General features: G+C 47.1%; 16 protein-coding genes. 9 read left to right on the top strand and 7 right to left on the bottom strand.

From position 1 onward, the window contains the following. Nucleotides 1–44: 44 nt before the first annotated feature. Nucleotides 45–371, bottom strand: a complete 327-nt coding sequence (locus ACIFQN_RS13785) for an ArsR/SmtB family transcription factor (RefSeq protein WP_429833603.1) — start codon at nt 369–371, stop codon at nt 45–47. Nucleotides 372–467: 96 nt separating this feature from the next. Here ACIFQN_RS13785 and ACIFQN_RS13780 point away from each other — a divergent pair, with 96 nt between their 5' ends. Together ACIFQN_RS13780 and ACIFQN_RS13775 are read left to right on the top strand one after the other, a co-directional pair. Continuing rightward, a complete protein-coding gene (locus ACIFQN_RS13780) occupies nt 468–905 on the top strand; it encodes a DMT family transporter (RefSeq protein WP_429833602.1) in 438 nt (145 codons plus the stop codon). A gap of 24 nt (nt 906–929) precedes the next feature. Next, nucleotides 930–1,403, top strand: coding sequence for a DMT family transporter (locus tag ACIFQN_RS13775; RefSeq protein WP_429833601.1), 474 nt, complete (start codon nt 930–932; stop codon nt 1,401–1,403). A 26-nt stretch (nt 1,404–1,429) separates the two neighbouring features. Here the strand turns inward: ACIFQN_RS13775 and ACIFQN_RS13770 are convergent, their stop codons facing one another. The 4 genes from ACIFQN_RS13770 to ACIFQN_RS13755 form a co-directional block, all read right to left on the bottom strand. After that, nucleotides 1,430–2,356, bottom strand: a complete 927-nt coding sequence (locus ACIFQN_RS13770) for a pseudouridine-5'-phosphate glycosidase (protein WP_429833600.1) — start codon at nt 2,354–2,356, stop codon at nt 1,430–1,432. Nucleotides 2,357–2,359: 3 nt separating this feature from the next. Next, nucleotides 2,360–3,460, bottom strand: coding sequence for a carbohydrate kinase (locus tag ACIFQN_RS13765; protein WP_429833599.1), 1,101 nt, complete (start codon nt 3,458–3,460; stop codon nt 2,360–2,362). A 158-nt stretch (nt 3,461–3,618) separates the two neighbouring features. Next, a complete protein-coding gene (menC, locus tag ACIFQN_RS13760) occupies nt 3,619–4,731 on the bottom strand; it encodes an o-succinylbenzoate synthase (RefSeq protein WP_429833598.1) in 1,113 nt (370 codons plus the stop codon). A 168-nt stretch (nt 4,732–4,899) separates the two neighbouring features. Continuing rightward, complete coding sequence (locus tag ACIFQN_RS13755; protein WP_429833597.1) at nt 4,900–6,477, bottom strand: glutathione ABC transporter substrate-binding protein; 1,578 nt, start codon at nt 6,475–6,477, stop codon at nt 4,900–4,902. A 389-nt stretch (nt 6,478–6,866) separates the two neighbouring features. On the opposite strand from ACIFQN_RS13755, the gene ACIFQN_RS13750 reads away from it, so the two are divergent. From ACIFQN_RS13750 to ACIFQN_RS13720, 7 genes are all read left to right on the top strand, one after another. After that, nucleotides 6,867–7,028, top strand: coding sequence for a hypothetical protein (locus ACIFQN_RS13750; protein WP_429833596.1), 162 nt, complete (start codon nt 6,867–6,869; stop codon nt 7,026–7,028). Between the two features lie 162 nt (nt 7,029–7,190). Next, nucleotides 7,191–7,637, top strand: a complete 447-nt coding sequence (locus ACIFQN_RS13745) for a MarR family winged helix-turn-helix transcriptional regulator (protein WP_429833595.1) — start codon at nt 7,191–7,193, stop codon at nt 7,635–7,637. A 125-nt stretch (nt 7,638–7,762) separates the two neighbouring features. Next, nucleotides 7,763–8,389, top strand: a complete 627-nt coding sequence (locus tag ACIFQN_RS13740; RefSeq protein WP_429833594.1) for an FMN-dependent NADH-azoreductase — start codon at nt 7,763–7,765, stop codon at nt 8,387–8,389. Between the two features lie 78 nt (nt 8,390–8,467). Then, nucleotides 8,468–8,854, top strand: a complete 387-nt coding sequence (locus ACIFQN_RS13735) for a DoxX family protein (protein ID WP_429833593.1) — start codon at nt 8,468–8,470, stop codon at nt 8,852–8,854. A gap of 53 nt (nt 8,855–8,907) precedes the next feature. Then, nucleotides 8,908–9,681 (top strand): pirin family protein, encoded by a 774-nt coding sequence (locus tag ACIFQN_RS13730; RefSeq protein WP_429833592.1) that lies wholly within the window; start codon nt 8,908–8,910, stop codon nt 9,679–9,681. Between the two features lie 167 nt (nt 9,682–9,848). After that, nucleotides 9,849–11,180, top strand: coding sequence for a cytochrome ubiquinol oxidase subunit I (locus ACIFQN_RS13725; protein ID WP_429833681.1), 1,332 nt, complete (start codon nt 9,849–9,851; stop codon nt 11,178–11,180). A 28-nt stretch (nt 11,181–11,208) separates the two neighbouring features. Beyond that, nucleotides 11,209–12,246, top strand: a complete 1,038-nt coding sequence (locus ACIFQN_RS13720; RefSeq protein WP_429833591.1) for a cytochrome d ubiquinol oxidase subunit II — start codon at nt 11,209–11,211, stop codon at nt 12,244–12,246. 5 nt (nt 12,247–12,251) lie between these two features. Here ACIFQN_RS13720 and ACIFQN_RS13715 read toward each other — a convergent pair whose 3' ends face one another. Continuing rightward, the gene (locus ACIFQN_RS13715; protein WP_429833680.1) at nt 12,252–12,461 is read right to left on the bottom strand and encodes an Lrp/AsnC ligand binding domain-containing protein; all 210 of its coding nucleotides are present in this window, start codon (nt 12,459–12,461) and stop codon (nt 12,252–12,254) included. A 653-nt stretch (nt 12,462–13,114) separates the two neighbouring features. Then, on the bottom strand, nt 13,115–14,626 hold the full coding sequence (locus ACIFQN_RS13710) for an acetyl-CoA hydrolase/transferase family protein (protein WP_429833679.1): 1,512 nt from the start codon (nt 14,624–14,626) through the stop codon (nt 13,115–13,117). Between the last annotated feature and the right edge of the window lie 31 nt (nt 14,627–14,657).

The raw sequence follows: 14,657 nt of genomic DNA, 5'->3' as shown, positions 1-14,657 counted from the left end.
CAGGGCTCATCACCCTGACGGTTCTTTTCGCGCAGTCGTCACGCCTACTGTGAGAAACCATCCAGCCATGCGGATAATTGCCCCAACGGCTCTGTATTCAGCTCGTAAAAAATCCGTTTTCCTTCCCGATGCTCCACGACCAACCCCGCCTGCTTCATTTCCTTTAAATGATAGGACAGCTTTGAGTCGGATAAATCCTCCATTTTCCGCAGAATGTCTTTTGGGCACAACGCTTGTGGATTCAATAAAGAGGTAGGAGACAAGCATTCCCCATCTCTTCCCTTTTTTAAGACATACATGATTTTCAAGCGAATCGGGTCACTAAGGGCTTTTATGACAGACATCATCATCAGATCAGCATTTGTATTCATGATTTTATTTTAACCCGACACCATTGACATTTCAAATAATATTGAAATATACTCGTTTCAACATATTTTGAAATATAACAGAAAGAGATGGTGGAGATGCCATTTATCCTTCTTCTTTTTGCTGGAATGATGATGCCTGTGCAGTCTGCGGCCAATGTCCAGTTACGCAGCGCATTGACCTCACCCTACCTTGCCCTGGCGATTGCTTATTTCATCGGCTTTCTCCTCTTGTTCATTTTGTGTATCACGCAAAAAAATACCATTTCTACCCTGTTTCATGCTCTGAAGACGAAGCAATCGTGGGCATGGCTGGGAGGCGCAGTAGGCGTCATAGCCGTCCTCGCTAATCTGGTGTCAGCTCCGGTTCTAGGTGCTTCTCTTACGTTTGCACTTCTTTTAACTGGACAAATGGCGATGTCCATCGTTATCGATCACTTCGGTTTTTTTCATATGCCGAAAAGAAAGGCAAGCGCTTCACGCCTGATTGGAATCACTGTCATTCTTGGTGGCATTTTGCTCATTCGTTATTTTTGACTGCTAAAAGGAGGTCCTCTTCCCATGCTGTTCATCTGTTTCGTAATTCTTACCGGAGCCACTTTGCCCATCCAAGCAGCGGTAAACGTCCGTTTGCGCCAGCTCACCTCTTCCAGTTATTCGGCAGCGATGGTCTCGTTTCTGGTTGGCACCATGATTCTTGTTTTGCTCACGTTCTCTTCCGGTCAAATAAAAATGGCCGATTTGCGCCCTGTTACTTCTTACCCTTGGTGGATTTGGATTGGCGGCTTCATCGGGGTCGTCATGATTTTGACCACAACCTACTGTTTGCCCAAGCTCGGTTCAGCTCTCACCTTTTCTCTCACTTTAATTGGACAAATGCTCATGGCGATCATCATCGATCATTTCGGGCTGCTCCACATGCCTATTCACGAAGCCTCTCTGCCAAAAATACTGGGCATCGCCCTGATCATTGCAGGCATCTTCTGCATCCAGTACAAGAAAAGCTCCGTCAGCACGCAAAAAGCCCCCGGTTGATTTCCGAGGGCTTGGTCTATCGTTACTTATTTGCTTTCGTTTACTTGTTGTTGGTAAGCAGCCGCTACTTTAGCAGCTACCTCTGCATTGTGTTTCACCAGTGCGATGTTTGTTTGCAAGCTTTTTCCTGCTGTCAATTCTTTTACTTTCGCTAACAAGAACGGTGTTACCTTTTTACCAGCGATGTTGTTTTCTTTTGCTTCTGTGAGAGCTTGCAGAATCACTGCTTCAATTTCTTTGTGGTTCAGCGCATCAGACTCGGGTACAGGGTTGGCGATTATCATGCCGCCGCGAAGGCCCAGCTCCCATTTTGTGTTCATCAGTTTTCCTACTTCTTCTGGAGTATCCAGACGGAAGTCTACACCAAATCCGCTTTCGCGAGCAAAGAAGGATGGGAATTCAGCCGTGCGGTAACCGACTACAGGAACACCTTGGGTTTCCAAGTATTCGAGAGTGCGTCCGATATCCAGGATGGATTTCGCTCCTGCGCAAACTACTGCTACATTGGTTTGTGCCAGTTCAGTCAAGTCAGCGGATACGTCCCACGTGATTTCACCATCACGGTGTACCCCGCCGATGCCCCCGGTTGCAAACATGTGGATGCCAGCGAGTTCTGCTGCGATCATCGTAGCGGCTACTGTGGTCGCACCGATTTTTCCACTAGACAGGATGTATGGGAAGTCACGGCGGCTTACTTTTTCTACAGATTGGTTCGTCGCGAACTCTTGCAGTTCACTCTCAGTCAGACCGATTTTGATCTTGCCGTTCATGATCCCGATCGTAGCTGGCACTGCTCCGTTGTCACGGATGATTTGTTCTACTTCTTTTGCCATCTCGATGTTTTGCGGATATGGCATACCGTGCGAAATAATGGTTGTCTCCAGGGCAACTACCGGCAAATTGTTGTCCAATGCGTGGCGAACTTCCTCAGTAAAGGTCAAATATTGTTTCATCTCTTATCTCTCCTTTTCGTATTGTTCGACTGTCAGTTCCAATTGATCTGCTTTTAACAATGGCGATACTGATTGATCTGTTTGCAATGTAAGGGCTGAGGCTGCCAATCCGAGGCGGCAGGCTCTCTCGAACGATTCTCCATTCACCACACCGTACAAAAGACCAGAGACAAAAGCATCTCCCGCTCCGGTTACATCTACTACCTCTGTTGGGTACGGGGTCAAATGCTCGGAAACATCCTGTGACTGATAGTAAATCCCTTGTTCACCCATAGTGACGATGACGTGTTTGACGCCTCGCTCCCTGATTTTGGCGCAAGCCTCGGCACATTCCTCGATCGTACGGATCGTCATGCCAGCGAGCAGCTCCGCCTCTTCGCGATTGGGCAATATCGCTTCTACTCCGTCCAAGCGCTGTGGCAGCTTTTTTGCTTTTGCAGAAGAGACCGGGTCAACGAAGAGGGAAATCTTCTCCTCGCGGCATCGTTCGATGATGTAGGCCAGGCAATCTTCCGGGACATTGGTATCGAGGAAAATAGCGCTGGCTGCCGCGATGTGGGACCACTTTTCGGCAAACATCTCTGGCGTTAGCGCATCGTAAATATCCATGTTGGCTAGAGACACAACCATTTCTCCGTCGATATCCAACAATGCCGTGTACGTGCCTGTTCGCTGGGTGGGAAGACGCCACACCTGGGAGATATCTACCCCGTGCCCTCTTGTCTCCTGCACAATCCACTCGCCTTCCTTGTCCTCACCGATACTGGTGAAAAGCGATGTATGGCAGCCGAGCCGTCCCAGGTTTTCAGCAATATTCCGTGCCACCCCGCCGCACGACTCCATGATCGTAACGGGATTGGATGAGTGCAGACGCACTTGCTGCTTCCCGCGCGCTTTACGGTCTAGGTTCGCCCCGCCAATGCAAGCGATCAAGCCTTCGTCGCGCAAGATATAGGCACGTCCTTTTATCTCTCCGCGCTTGGTAAGCTGTGCGATATAACCAGCTACGGCTGATCGGGAGATGCCAATCAGGTCAGCTAACTCCTGCTGGCTGATAAACGGATTGTGCCGAATATGATGCAGAATCTGCATTTCTTTGTCCACAGTCATCCTCCTTTCTTCTTAACTAGCATTCACAGCTTCGTCTACAAACAAAAGTTTATCACACAGACATTTGTTTTGCAAAATAAAAAAATAGAAATGAAAAAGCCGAAGTTCATCTGTGGTCGAGTCGACCTGAACATCGGCTTTTCATCCCATTTTTATTCAGCTCTATATATTTTGCTATACAACTCTCTTTCTTCAATTCGCTCACGATTAGGTTCATATCCGATCCCTGGCGCATTTGGAACGGTAATTATTCCATTGTCTACCACTACTTCTGGATCAATAATGTCTTCCTTCCAGTATCTAGAGGATGCCGCTGTATCTCCGGGAAGAATAAAGTTTGGCAACGATGTAATCGCCACATTGTGCGCTCTTCCTACCCCTGACTCCAGCATACCTCCACACCAAACAGGGATTTGATGCGCCTCGCACAAATCGTGGATCTTTTTCGCTTCTGTTAGCCCACCTACACGCCCGATTTTAATGTTGATGACTTTGCAACTTCCCAATCGGATTGCTTTTTGGACATCCTCTACGGAATGAATACTTTCATCCAAACAAATAGGCGTTTTTAATCTCGCCTGCAACTGCGCATGATCAATAATATCATCGTGAGCCAACGGCTGCTCAATCATCATTAGGTTAAACTCATCTAGGGCAGCTAAACGGTCCATATCTTTCAAAGAATAAGCGCTGTTTGCATCAGCCATTAATGGAATATCTGGAAAATGTCTTCTTACCTGTGCGATTACCTCGACATCCCAGCCAGGCTGAATTTTCACTTTCATACGTTTATAGCCTTGCTCAAGATATTTTTCGATCAGACCAAGCAACTGATCGACAGACTCTTGGATTCCGATGCTGATACCTACCTCTATCTTCTCTTTTTTTCCACCTAATGCTTTTGCCAGTGGTATTCCCTGTTCTTTCGCATACAAATCCCAAATCGCGCCTTCTAATGCAGACTTGGCCATGTAATTTCCACGGATATGCTTAAAACGTGCGGAGACTTCATCGGGATGCCTGATAGGCTCTTGAAAAAGAAGAGGTATTAAAAAATCCTCCATGATATGCCAGTTTGTTTTTAGTGTTTCTTCTTTATATAGAGGATCTAATGCAGCAACAGATTCCGCCCAACCAGAGAGTCCGTTCTTTGCTTTTATTTCTACTAAAATAAAATCTTTATCGTAGTCCGTACCTAAACTTGTTGTAAAAGGATGTAATAATTGCATTTTCAAATGTCGTAGTACGATATGCTTTATTTCCATTCCATCTCCTCCTTTTTTTGCATGACAGTAAAGTGAACCGTATCCATGTAGCTTTGTTTTCGACAGTCTCTTGCAGTCTATCATATTCTTGAATCCTCGTATTATAGAACAAGGATCCCCCGCTTTTGGAGTGAGGCCATTGTTCTCCTTTTTGGTCGGGTGCCTCAGCTATTCAATGCTTACGTCATGCAGCATATACATACTGACTGGATTAATCCAAAAGCCTTTCACATTTTTGCTTACAGCGGCCAGAATCTCCGGATTTCGGTAAGGAATCAAGACGGCATCATTTATTTCAATTTCCTGCGCCTTTGCATAGATCTTCTTGCGCTGTTCGATATCTGTTTCTCTGCGTCCCTGTTCAATTAGTTTGTCAACCTCAGGATTCGAGTAGAACCAACGGTTACTGAAGCCTTGAGAGCTACTATGGAATAGGTTGAATTGATTGTAATCGCCGTCGCCCGTAGCGTTCCCCCAGCCTCCCAGGAACAAGTCCTGCTTTCCGGCCATGACTGCATCAAAATAGGCTCCGCTTTCCATTGTGACAATCTGGAGATCGATGCCTATCCCCTTTAATTGTGATTGTATGACCTCGGCTACATTGATACGGTCTTTCAGATCGATCGTCAATATGGATGTTTTAAATCCGTTGGCGTACCCCGCTTCAGCCAGAAGCTCCTTGGCCTTGTTCAAGTCATACGGATATCCTTTAATATCGGGGGTAAAGCCCAGTACTTTGGATGACATTGGCGTATTCACGAGTTTTCCAATATCGTTGTACACACCCTTGATTAATGATTCTTTATCGATGGCGTAACTGATCGCCTGTCGTACACGCACATCATCGAGCGGCTTCTTTTTCAAGTTAAACCCGATGTATGCTACCTCTAGCAATTCGTTTCTGTAGAGGGTCATCGATGAGGAGGACTTGACGCGTTCCACCTCCGTAACTGGCAGCGGTTCTGCAATATGCGCTTCTCCCGTCTCTACCATTGCTACGCGCGTTGCATCCTCAGGCACTACTTTGAATACAACCTTCTCCACTTTGGCCTTTTTCCCCCAGTAATTGTCGTTTCTCGACAATACGATCTCTTGTCCAGGCTTCCAAGACTCGAAGACAAATGGCCCCGTCCCTACAGGATTTTTTGCGAGATCTCTGCCGTATTGTTCAATCGCTTTCGGACTGAGGATGCTGGCTTCGTTGCTCGCTAAAATGGAGAAAAGCGGAGAAAACGGATATTTCAAAATGAACTGGAAGGTATAATCGTCAACCACCTTCACTTCTTTTATCATCTCAAAGTCGGACGCTTGCGGAGCCCCAACCTGGGGGTCCAATACTCGCTGAAAAGTCTTTTGAACTGCCTGTGCGTTAAACGGGGTGCCGTCGTGGAAGCTGATGCCTTGCTGTAGTTTAAATTCCCAGGTTGTATCATTGAGTTGTTTCCACTCGGTAGCTAGCTGTGGTTGAATGTTCATGTCTTTGTCCTGTTGTACGAGGGTTTCATAGACTTTCTGGTAAATGACGTTTTGAGATTCAAAATCGGTGAGAAAATGGGGGTCAAGCTTGGATGCGTCAGCTTGCCTGGCGATGACCAATGTACCTTTTTCATTGGATGCGGCAGTAGTTGTTTCTTTGTTTGTATGATTCGATGTACTTGCTCCTTGCCCGGTTGAACAGCCGGATAATGCGGCTGTCGTAGCGATACTGAGCACAAAGAGCGCACTGAGAAATGTTTTTTTCTTCACGCTTGTTCTCCCCCTATTCACGTTTGTTCCCTATTTCCTATTACAATTGAGCAACAATCGTTCAAAGCGATGGCCATCACAGTGTCCATGTGAGAAACGCGGAGAAACCTGTCCTTTTCTTCATCAACCCCTTTGCAGTTGGAATTGGTGACGAACCTCTTGTTGGATACGCTTTCTATTTATGATAAAGGAAAATACCTTTTAGTGTTTTTGTAATATTTGCAATTTTTTATAAAATATTTACTCAATCTTTTTTACTTTATCAAAAATCCTCTACCGAAGCGTGGCTTTGAGCGACCGTGTCTTTTCGAAAAACCTGCCATTACACGGATGTTTTCCATCTAGTTAGCGAACACTATCCATAGAAAAGAAAGCGAAGGGGGATTATTATGTCAGAGCAACGCAAACCATTGAATCAAGATAGACCAAAGGAATACTTCTATTTTGATCTGTCAGACGAAGGACATGAAAAGCTGCTGCAAAAAGAGCTTCAGGAAGCGCATGACAACCCTCTTGCTCCTTTAGAGGAAGTAACAAAAATTGAGTATTAGTCGGTCCTGCTCTACCCCGCTACCAATCCTGATGGCCACTTCTGCCTCAGGTTTTTCTTTTTTCTTCCTGAACCCAATTTGACAAGACCTATCTTTATCATGTACGATTATCTTAAATTAAAGATATCCAAAAATCTTTGAATATAGAAAGGAGGGGCCATTGTGTCCGAGCAATCGCAAAGAAATGACTCCCTCGATCTGTTTGTCGTACTTTCACGTTCATTCAACTGGGTCACGGCGCATTCCAACCGCAGCATTCGCCAGTTCGGATTAAATCCAACCGAGTTTGGCGTGCTTGAGGTTCTTTACCATAAAGGACCGCAGCCATTGCAGCAAATTGGGGAAAAGATCCTGATCTCCAGCGGAAATATCACATATGTTGTGGACAAACTAGAAAAGAAGCAGTTGCTGATTCGCAGGCCCTGTTCGGAAGACCGCCGAGTCATCTACGCGGAGCTGACGGAAAAAGGCAACCGGTTTCTTGCTGAAGTCTTTCCCTCCCATCAGGAAGTAATTGAAAAGGCAGTAAGTGGTCTTTCTTCAGAAGAGAAAAGACAAGCGACTGAACTCTTAAAAAAGCTGGGGAGATCTGCGCAGGATTGTTATTAGAATAAGGAATGTTGTTGAATGACTAAAAAGGTATTGACAAAAAACCTCGAAAGTAATAATCTTAAAATCAAGATTTACATCTTTGAGGTTAGCAACTTACGAATTGAAAGGGGAATAATTTTTTCATGAGTAAAGTACTTATCATTAAAGCAAATGATCGCCCAGTTGAACAGGCTACGAGTGTAAAGCTGTACGAAGCTTTCACTAAATCCTATAAAGAAGCTCATCCAAACGATCAAGTTACTGAGCTGGACCTGTTTGCTGAAAACCTTCCTTACTATGGCAATGACCTGATCACTGCTATGTTCAAAGCTGGCCGTGGCATGGAGCTGACAGCAGAAGAACAAAAAGGTGCAGAATTCGTTACTAAATACCTGAACCAATTTACGGAAGCAGATAAAGTAGTGATCGCTTTCCCAATGTGGAATTTCACTGTTCCTGCAATCCTGCACACTTACATGGATTACCTGTGTCAAGCAGGCAAGACATTCAAATACACTGCTGAAGGCCCTGTTGGTTTGATGGGCGACAAAAAAGTAGCTCTCTTGACTGCTCGCGGTGGTGTTTACTCCGAAGGCCCAATGACTCAGGTTGAACTGGCTAGCAGATACGTGAAAACAGTGCTTGGCTTCTGGGGCATCAGCAACATCACTGAAGTGGTGGTTGAAGGCCACAATCAATTCCCAGACAAAGCGGAAGAAATCGTTCATGCTGGTGTAGTAAAAGCAGCTCAACTGGCGGAAACTTTCTAAAGGCCCGCCAGCCTTTTTTCTAGTAATATCTCAAATTTAAAATACTATAATTTAAAATAATTTAAGGAGAGATGAAAAATGATGGATCTTGGTTTGCTTATCATTCGTTTGGTGGTTGGGTTGTTGTTTATTGGTCACGGTGCGCAAAAACTGTTTGGCTGGTTTGGAGGCTACGGCTTAAAAGGAACTGGCGGTTGGCTGGAATCGATTGGCGTCAAACCAGGTGTCGCTATGGCACTGATTGCCGGATTGGGTGAATTTGTCGGTGGGCTATTGTTTGCAACAGGTGTCGGTACGTGGGTGGGAGCCATTCTGATTGCCATTACCATGCTCGTTGCGATTATAAAAGTACACAGTCAAAATGGTGTCTGGGTCACTCAAAACGGATACGAATACAATCTTACTTTGATCGCTGTAGCAATTGGCGTTGCCTTGATTGGCCCTGGCGCGTACGTCTTGTTTTAATCAATAAATGATGACCCGGTCTACTAATCTTTTTCCTAAGGGAGGAGAAACCTATGACTATTCACGTTTACACACAAAAGGAACAAGTACAGGGACATTTCGGCGACGGAGAAATCGTAGAAAGCAAACCAATTGGCTTTCCTCATGAAGGATCAGTAGTGAAACGGGTTGGACCACTGTTTTACTGGGCATGGGCAAAATCTTTGAAAACATTTGAGATTCCACTGCATCCTCACTCTGGTTTTGAAATCCTTTCCTATGTTCTGAGCGGAACTGTAGGTCACCGCGATACATTGGGCAACCTGCAAGAGGTGACCACTGGAGGCGTGCAGATTATGCAAACTGGTTCTGGTGCCCACCATGCAGAAGAGCTGGGTAAAGACACAGAGATGTTCCAAATCTGGTTTGAACCCCATCTTGCTAAAAGCACCAAGCTTCCGCCGACCTACAATCAATACAACCATGAGGAATTTCCTTCTGACGAGGTAGACGGCGTCCAGGTGAAGCGCATTATTGGTAAAGCAGCGCCGATCCAGCTGATCACCGACTCTTTGATGAGCGATATCACCATTCCAAGAGGCCAATCGTATTCGCTCAGCTTGCCGGCTGGCTATGCTCACTGTGTCGTGGTGGTTTCCGGTACAGGTACCATCAGTGAAGAAGGTAACGAAGCCGCAGGATTCAAAACTGCAAACAAAAGTGACTTTGTCGTTATCTCCGCAGAGGATAGCAGCACCGCTGTTTATCACGCCTCAGCAGATGCACCGCTACGTCTCGTACTCATTCAGGTACCGACTGAAGTCGATTATCCGCTCTATCGCAAATAATCAACCTCGTAAGCAATGATTGAACTGTAACTCTTTCCAAAGGCCGTCACTTCTTTGTGGCGGTCTTTTTTTTTGCATAATCCCCCTCCCCTCTTGGGACATTATCAGGGAAAGATTAACAAGTGAGGGATGAACCGGAAAGGAAGCAAACCGTGGAAGATATCGTAATGACCAGAGCCGCCTTTGGGACAACCATGGCCTTTCATATTATTTTTGCCACCCTCGGTGTAGGACTCCCGCTGATGATCCTGCTCGCCGAAATCCTTTTTTGGCGGACCCGGGATCGCGATTACGAAACGATGGCCAAGCGCTGGACCAAAGCTCAAGCCATTCTCCTAGGGGTCGCCATCCCCTCGGGAACCATTGCGGGCGTACAGCTTTCCCTTCTATGGCCGGGCTTCATGGAGGTGGTGGGAAAAGTCATTTCGCTGCCTTTCCAGATTGAAATTTTCGCCTTTTTCCTGGAAGCTTTATTCATGTCTATTTACGTGTATGCGGCACACCGCCTCTCCCCCGCTATGCGACTAGTCAGTGTGTTCATGGTATTGATCGGAGCAACAGCGTCAGCCGTGCTGATTACTAACGTCCACGCTTTCGAAGGTACCCCTACTGGCTTTCGGATCACAAACGGGGAGATTGTAGATGTGAATCCATGGGCGGCTTTTTTTAATCCCAGCTTTTTTGTGACGGCGGGGCACGTAACCGTATCGGCTTATATGACAGGTGCTTTTGCCATTGCTGGGGTGGCAGCCTGGAAGATGCTGCGCCAAGAAAAGGGCGGGCGAGTCTACCAGTATCACCAAAAAGCATTGCTCGCAGGGCTGATCGTTGGAGGCACCTTCTCTCTTTTGACCGCCCTCAATGGGCACGAGTCCGCCCAGCTTTTACACCAATATCAGCCAGAAAAGCTAGCTGCTGCAGAAGGCCTGTTTGAAACGCAAGCCTATGCGCCTTTAACCATCGGCGGATTTACGGATTCGCAGACCAAGGAAGTCAAATACGGGGTCGAAATTCCATGGGCTCTCAGCTTTTTAGCAGCCAATCGGTTTGACGAAGTAGTCGTCGGGCTGGGTGATTTTCCAGAAGAATTGTGGCCCCCGCTCTATATCCATACCCTTTTCAACGGCATGGTCGGGATCGGCAGTCTGTTGATCGTCGTAGGCTTTTTAGGTTTTGCCTGGAAAAAGCTGCTGCGCCGCTCTCAGTTCCCGCGCTGGGTTTTGTGGGTATTTGTCGCAAGCGGCCCTCTTGCCTTATTGGGAATTGAATTCGGGTGGATTTTTGCCTGCACGGGACGACAGCCCTGGGTTATCTACCGTGTCATGAAAACCGCGGACGCCGCTACGAAAGCAGCAGGGGTCTCCACGTTTTTCTGGATTTTCCTCGTGATCTATTTGTTCCTCGCGATAGTCACGCTGCTTGTTTTCCGCAGTTATTTCGGCCGCCATCCTCTGGAGCTTGATCCTTTGGGACATTCCAAGGAACGTCATGCAAAGTGACTACCATCTGATGCAAGGAGGACAAGCGATGAATGACACCCTTATTGCGATAACACTGCTCTGGATTTTCGTTGTCATTTACTCTGTTGCCGCCTCATTTGATTTCGGTGCAGGCTTTTGGTCCATGATTTATTTGAACCGCGAGAAAACCAAAGCTACATCCATCGCCAACCGTTACCTCTCCCCCTCTTGGGAAGTGGTCAATGTGTTCATCGTCTTGATCGTGGTTGCACTCGTTACCTTTTTTCCCGGTGCAACCTATACGCTCGGAAGCGTTTTGCTGATTCCCGGTAGTCTGGTCCTTCTTTTGATGCTGATTCGCAGCGCATTCATGGTCTTTTCCCATCTGATCCACAAATACGACAAGACACTCTCCATCGTCTCGGGCATTACGGGCATCCTGGTACCTGCCCTGTTAATCAGCGTGCTACCCGTGACCCAAGGAGGCTTTATCCATACGACCAACGGAATCGAAAATCTGGACTGGGCCTTGTTCTTCACCAGCCCGCACGTCTACGCCTACATCTGCCTGGCCATTAGCAGCACCCTGTTTCTCTCCTCCCTTCTCTTGGCGGACTACTCCTACGTAGCGGGAGAAAAGCAGGCATTTGCTGTTTATCGCCGAGATGGGACACTCCTCGGACCCATTACGCTATTGATGGCTTTGTTGACTGTACTCACGATGAAAATGGAAGCAAAGTGGCTTTACGATCGGATCATTACCTATTTTCCGTGGCTGTTGGCCTCCGTCGCCTGCTTTTTCATTGGCTATATCGCGCTCCTCATTCCGCAGCATCGACGCTATGTACTCCACCTGCCGCGGATTGCGGTGATTGCTATTACGGTTCAGTACCTGCTCGCAAGCTACGTATATGGCGCGGCACGCTTGCCGTATATCGTCTATCCTCATGTGACGATTGAATCGAGCTTTACTCATCCTGATACGTTCCATGCCTTGTTCATCTGCTACCTGGTCGGATTTGCTGTCTTAATTCCAGGCTTTATTTACTTCTGGCGTCTGTTTATGAAAGATGAGCATTACGTGAGGCAAAAAAAGACGCATTGATGCGATTAGATGACCTTTTCTTCACCAATCATCATTTTTTGCTCGAATGGCGCTGTCAGCACAATCAATGTATAGGAAGAACCAAAATCCCCTGTGCGTTCCGAAAAATGGACCAGCTCTTCAGTGGAAGCCGTGACGACCTTCAGCATGTAATTGTATTCCCCGCTGATTCGGTACATATCTGTCACTTCTGGTGCCCGCTTGCAAAAATCAATAAAAGCTTAATCACGCTATCTCCCCATTCTTCAGAGGTCTCCCTCAGCCTCAATACCTCAATCTTTCAATTAGGTTTGGCTGTTGGTGCAGGATTAGGAGGACTTATCGTAGAGCATTCGACCGTTCTTCATCTCGGATGGGTCAGCGGAATTCTGGTGGTGATTGGGCTTTGCTTTGCATGGGTGACCTTTTCCCGGCTAAAAAAGACGGAGCAGTTACAAGCTTTGCAGCAGTGATTAACGGGAACTTCCTAATAGTTTAGGTCCTTCCCCGAGAATACCGACATCACAGAATCATTAAAAGCTACTGAGAAAACCAATGCTGGCCGAGGAAAAAGGAGAAAAAAGCGAAAGATCTTTGGAACACCAACCAAGGCGCAAGGGAAAAAGAGAAACACGCTTTTTAGCGTCCACCTCTGAAAGACTTCATGAATCGGCTACTTTGGACGCGGTTTCGCTTTTTCCCTGGAGCTGGACAGGGATGACCCCCATGGAGTGTTCCAAGAAGCTGGAGCGTTTTCTCCTTTTTCCTCTCCTCCACTGAAGCTTGAACAACTGCGCTCTCCTCAGTATTTTTCTTTCGATACGCCAACAAACCCGCTCAAGGCATCTACTGCCCGGCGGGTTTTGTTGCAAACGATCGTTATTTTCATTTAGACGAGAGCCGGCTCTTGCTCCAGCATGGTTCCTTCTTGTGCAAAACGCACGTGCCAGGAGAAAGCTTTTTCGAGTACATGCGGGGTATGACCGCCGCGTGTGAGTGCTTCCGCGTAATAGGCCCTTAGCTGCTCGCGATATATCGGATGTGCACAATTATCGATGATTTTCAGTGCTCGTTCACGGGGAGCCAGTCCACGCAGGTCCGCAAGTCCTTGCTCGGTTACGATAATGTCTACGTCATGCTCCGTATGATCCACATGGGAAGCAAATGGCACGATACTGGATACTTTTCCGCCTTTGGCGATCGACTTGGTAACAAAGATGCCCAGTCGTGCATTGCGGGCAAAATCACCGGAACCACCGATTCCATTCATCATCTTTGTACCAGAGACGTTGGTCGAATTGACGTTGCCGTAAATATCCGCTTCAATCGCTGTGTTGATGGAGATCAATCCCATGCGGCGAATCAGCTCTGGATGGTTGGTGATCTCCTGTGGACGAAGCAGCAGCTTGTCACGGTAAGAAGCGAAGTTGTCCATTACCTGCTTCATCTTGTCAGCTGTCAGCGTGATCGAACAGCCGGATGCAAAAGAAATTTTGCCGGCATCCATCAGGTCGAATACCGCATCCTGCAACACTTCTGAAAATACGGTCAGATCGGTAAACTCCGAATCCAAAAAGCCGTTGAAAACCGCATTGGCAACCGAGCCGATCCCGGATTGCAGTGGTGCCAAGCTATTTGGCAAACGTCCCTCTTTCACTTCCTGACGCAAAAATTCGATCAGGTGGGCTGCGATCTGTGCTGTTTCTTCGTCCGGTTCCACGATGGTCGAGGGAGAATCCAATTGGTTCGTAACCACAATTCCTCTGATTTTTTCTACATCAACCGGAATGCCTGCCGTTCCAATGCGCTGCTCCACAGAAGTGAGCGGAATCGGTCCACGCTCCCCTTGCTTCTTCGGGGTGTAAATATCGTGAATCCCTTCCAGTTCAGTCGATTGCGCCAGATTCAGCTCGATAATTACATGCCTGGCATACTCGACGAAAATGTTGGAGTTCCCTACAGACGTGGCGGGAAGAATCATACCATCTTCTGTAATTGCAACCGCTTCCACAATCGCGTAATCAATCGGGGCCATGACTCCCGCGCGAATTAACTCTGCTGTGTGGGACAGATGCTGATCCACAAACATCAAGCTGCCATCGTTAATTTTTTTACGCATCAAAGGATCTGCCTGAAAAGGAAGGCGTTTCATAATCATTCCCGCTTCAGCCATGACAGCATCCACATCAGATCCGAGTGAAGCTCCTGTATATACGTTAACCCCGAAAGGCTTGTTCTCTTTTTTCGCAAGCTCCGCCAGTGCGAGCGGAACGACTTTGGCATCACCAGCACGAGTGAAGCCACTTAACCCGATCGTCATGCCATCCTCGATCCAACCTGCCGCTTCCTCAGCCGTCACGATTTTATCTGCCATTCGCTTATCGCGTAAGCGCTCCCACATCATTGTGACCTCCCCGCCATTCTTTGTTGTA

It is taken from the genome of Brevibacillus sp. NRS-1366 (assembly GCF_050467985.1).
This window is presented reverse-complemented; position numbering and strand designations above follow the sequence as displayed.

Bases quoted from the DNA above. Each gene is read 5' to 3' on its own strand.
- ACIFQN_RS13785 (WP_429833603.1), bottom strand. From the start codon at position 371: ATGAATACAAATGCTGATCTGATGATGATGTCTGTCATAAAAGCCCTT.
- ACIFQN_RS13780 (WP_429833602.1), top strand. From the start codon at position 468: ATGCCATTTATCCTTCTTCTTTTTGCTGGAATGATGATGCCTGTGCAG.
- ACIFQN_RS13775 (WP_429833601.1), top strand. From the start codon at position 930: ATGCTGTTCATCTGTTTCGTAATTCTTACCGGAGCCACTTTGCCCATC.
- ACIFQN_RS13770 (WP_429833600.1), bottom strand. From the start codon at position 2,356: ATGAAACAATATTTGACCTTTACTGAGGAAGTTCGCCACGCATTGGAC.
- menC (WP_429833598.1), bottom strand. From the start codon at position 4,731: ATGGAAATAAAGCATATCGTACTACGACATTTGAAAATGCAATTATTA.
- ACIFQN_RS13750 (WP_429833596.1), top strand. From the start codon at position 6,867: ATGTCAGAGCAACGCAAACCATTGAATCAAGATAGACCAAAGGAATAC.
- ACIFQN_RS13740 (WP_429833594.1), top strand. From the start codon at position 7,763: ATGAGTAAAGTACTTATCATTAAAGCAAATGATCGCCCAGTTGAACAG.
- ACIFQN_RS13735 (WP_429833593.1), top strand. From the start codon at position 8,468: ATGATGGATCTTGGTTTGCTTATCATTCGTTTGGTGGTTGGGTTGTTG.
- ACIFQN_RS13730 (WP_429833592.1), top strand. From the start codon at position 8,908: ATGACTATTCACGTTTACACACAAAAGGAACAAGTACAGGGACATTTC.
- ACIFQN_RS13725 (WP_429833681.1), top strand. From the start codon at position 9,849: ATGACCAGAGCCGCCTTTGGGACAACCATGGCCTTTCATATTATTTTT.
- ACIFQN_RS13720 (WP_429833591.1), top strand. From the start codon at position 11,209: ATGAATGACACCCTTATTGCGATAACACTGCTCTGGATTTTCGTTGTC.
- ACIFQN_RS13710 (WP_429833679.1), bottom strand. From the start codon at position 14,626: ATGTGGGAGCGCTTACGCGATAAGCGAATGGCAGATAAAATCGTGACG.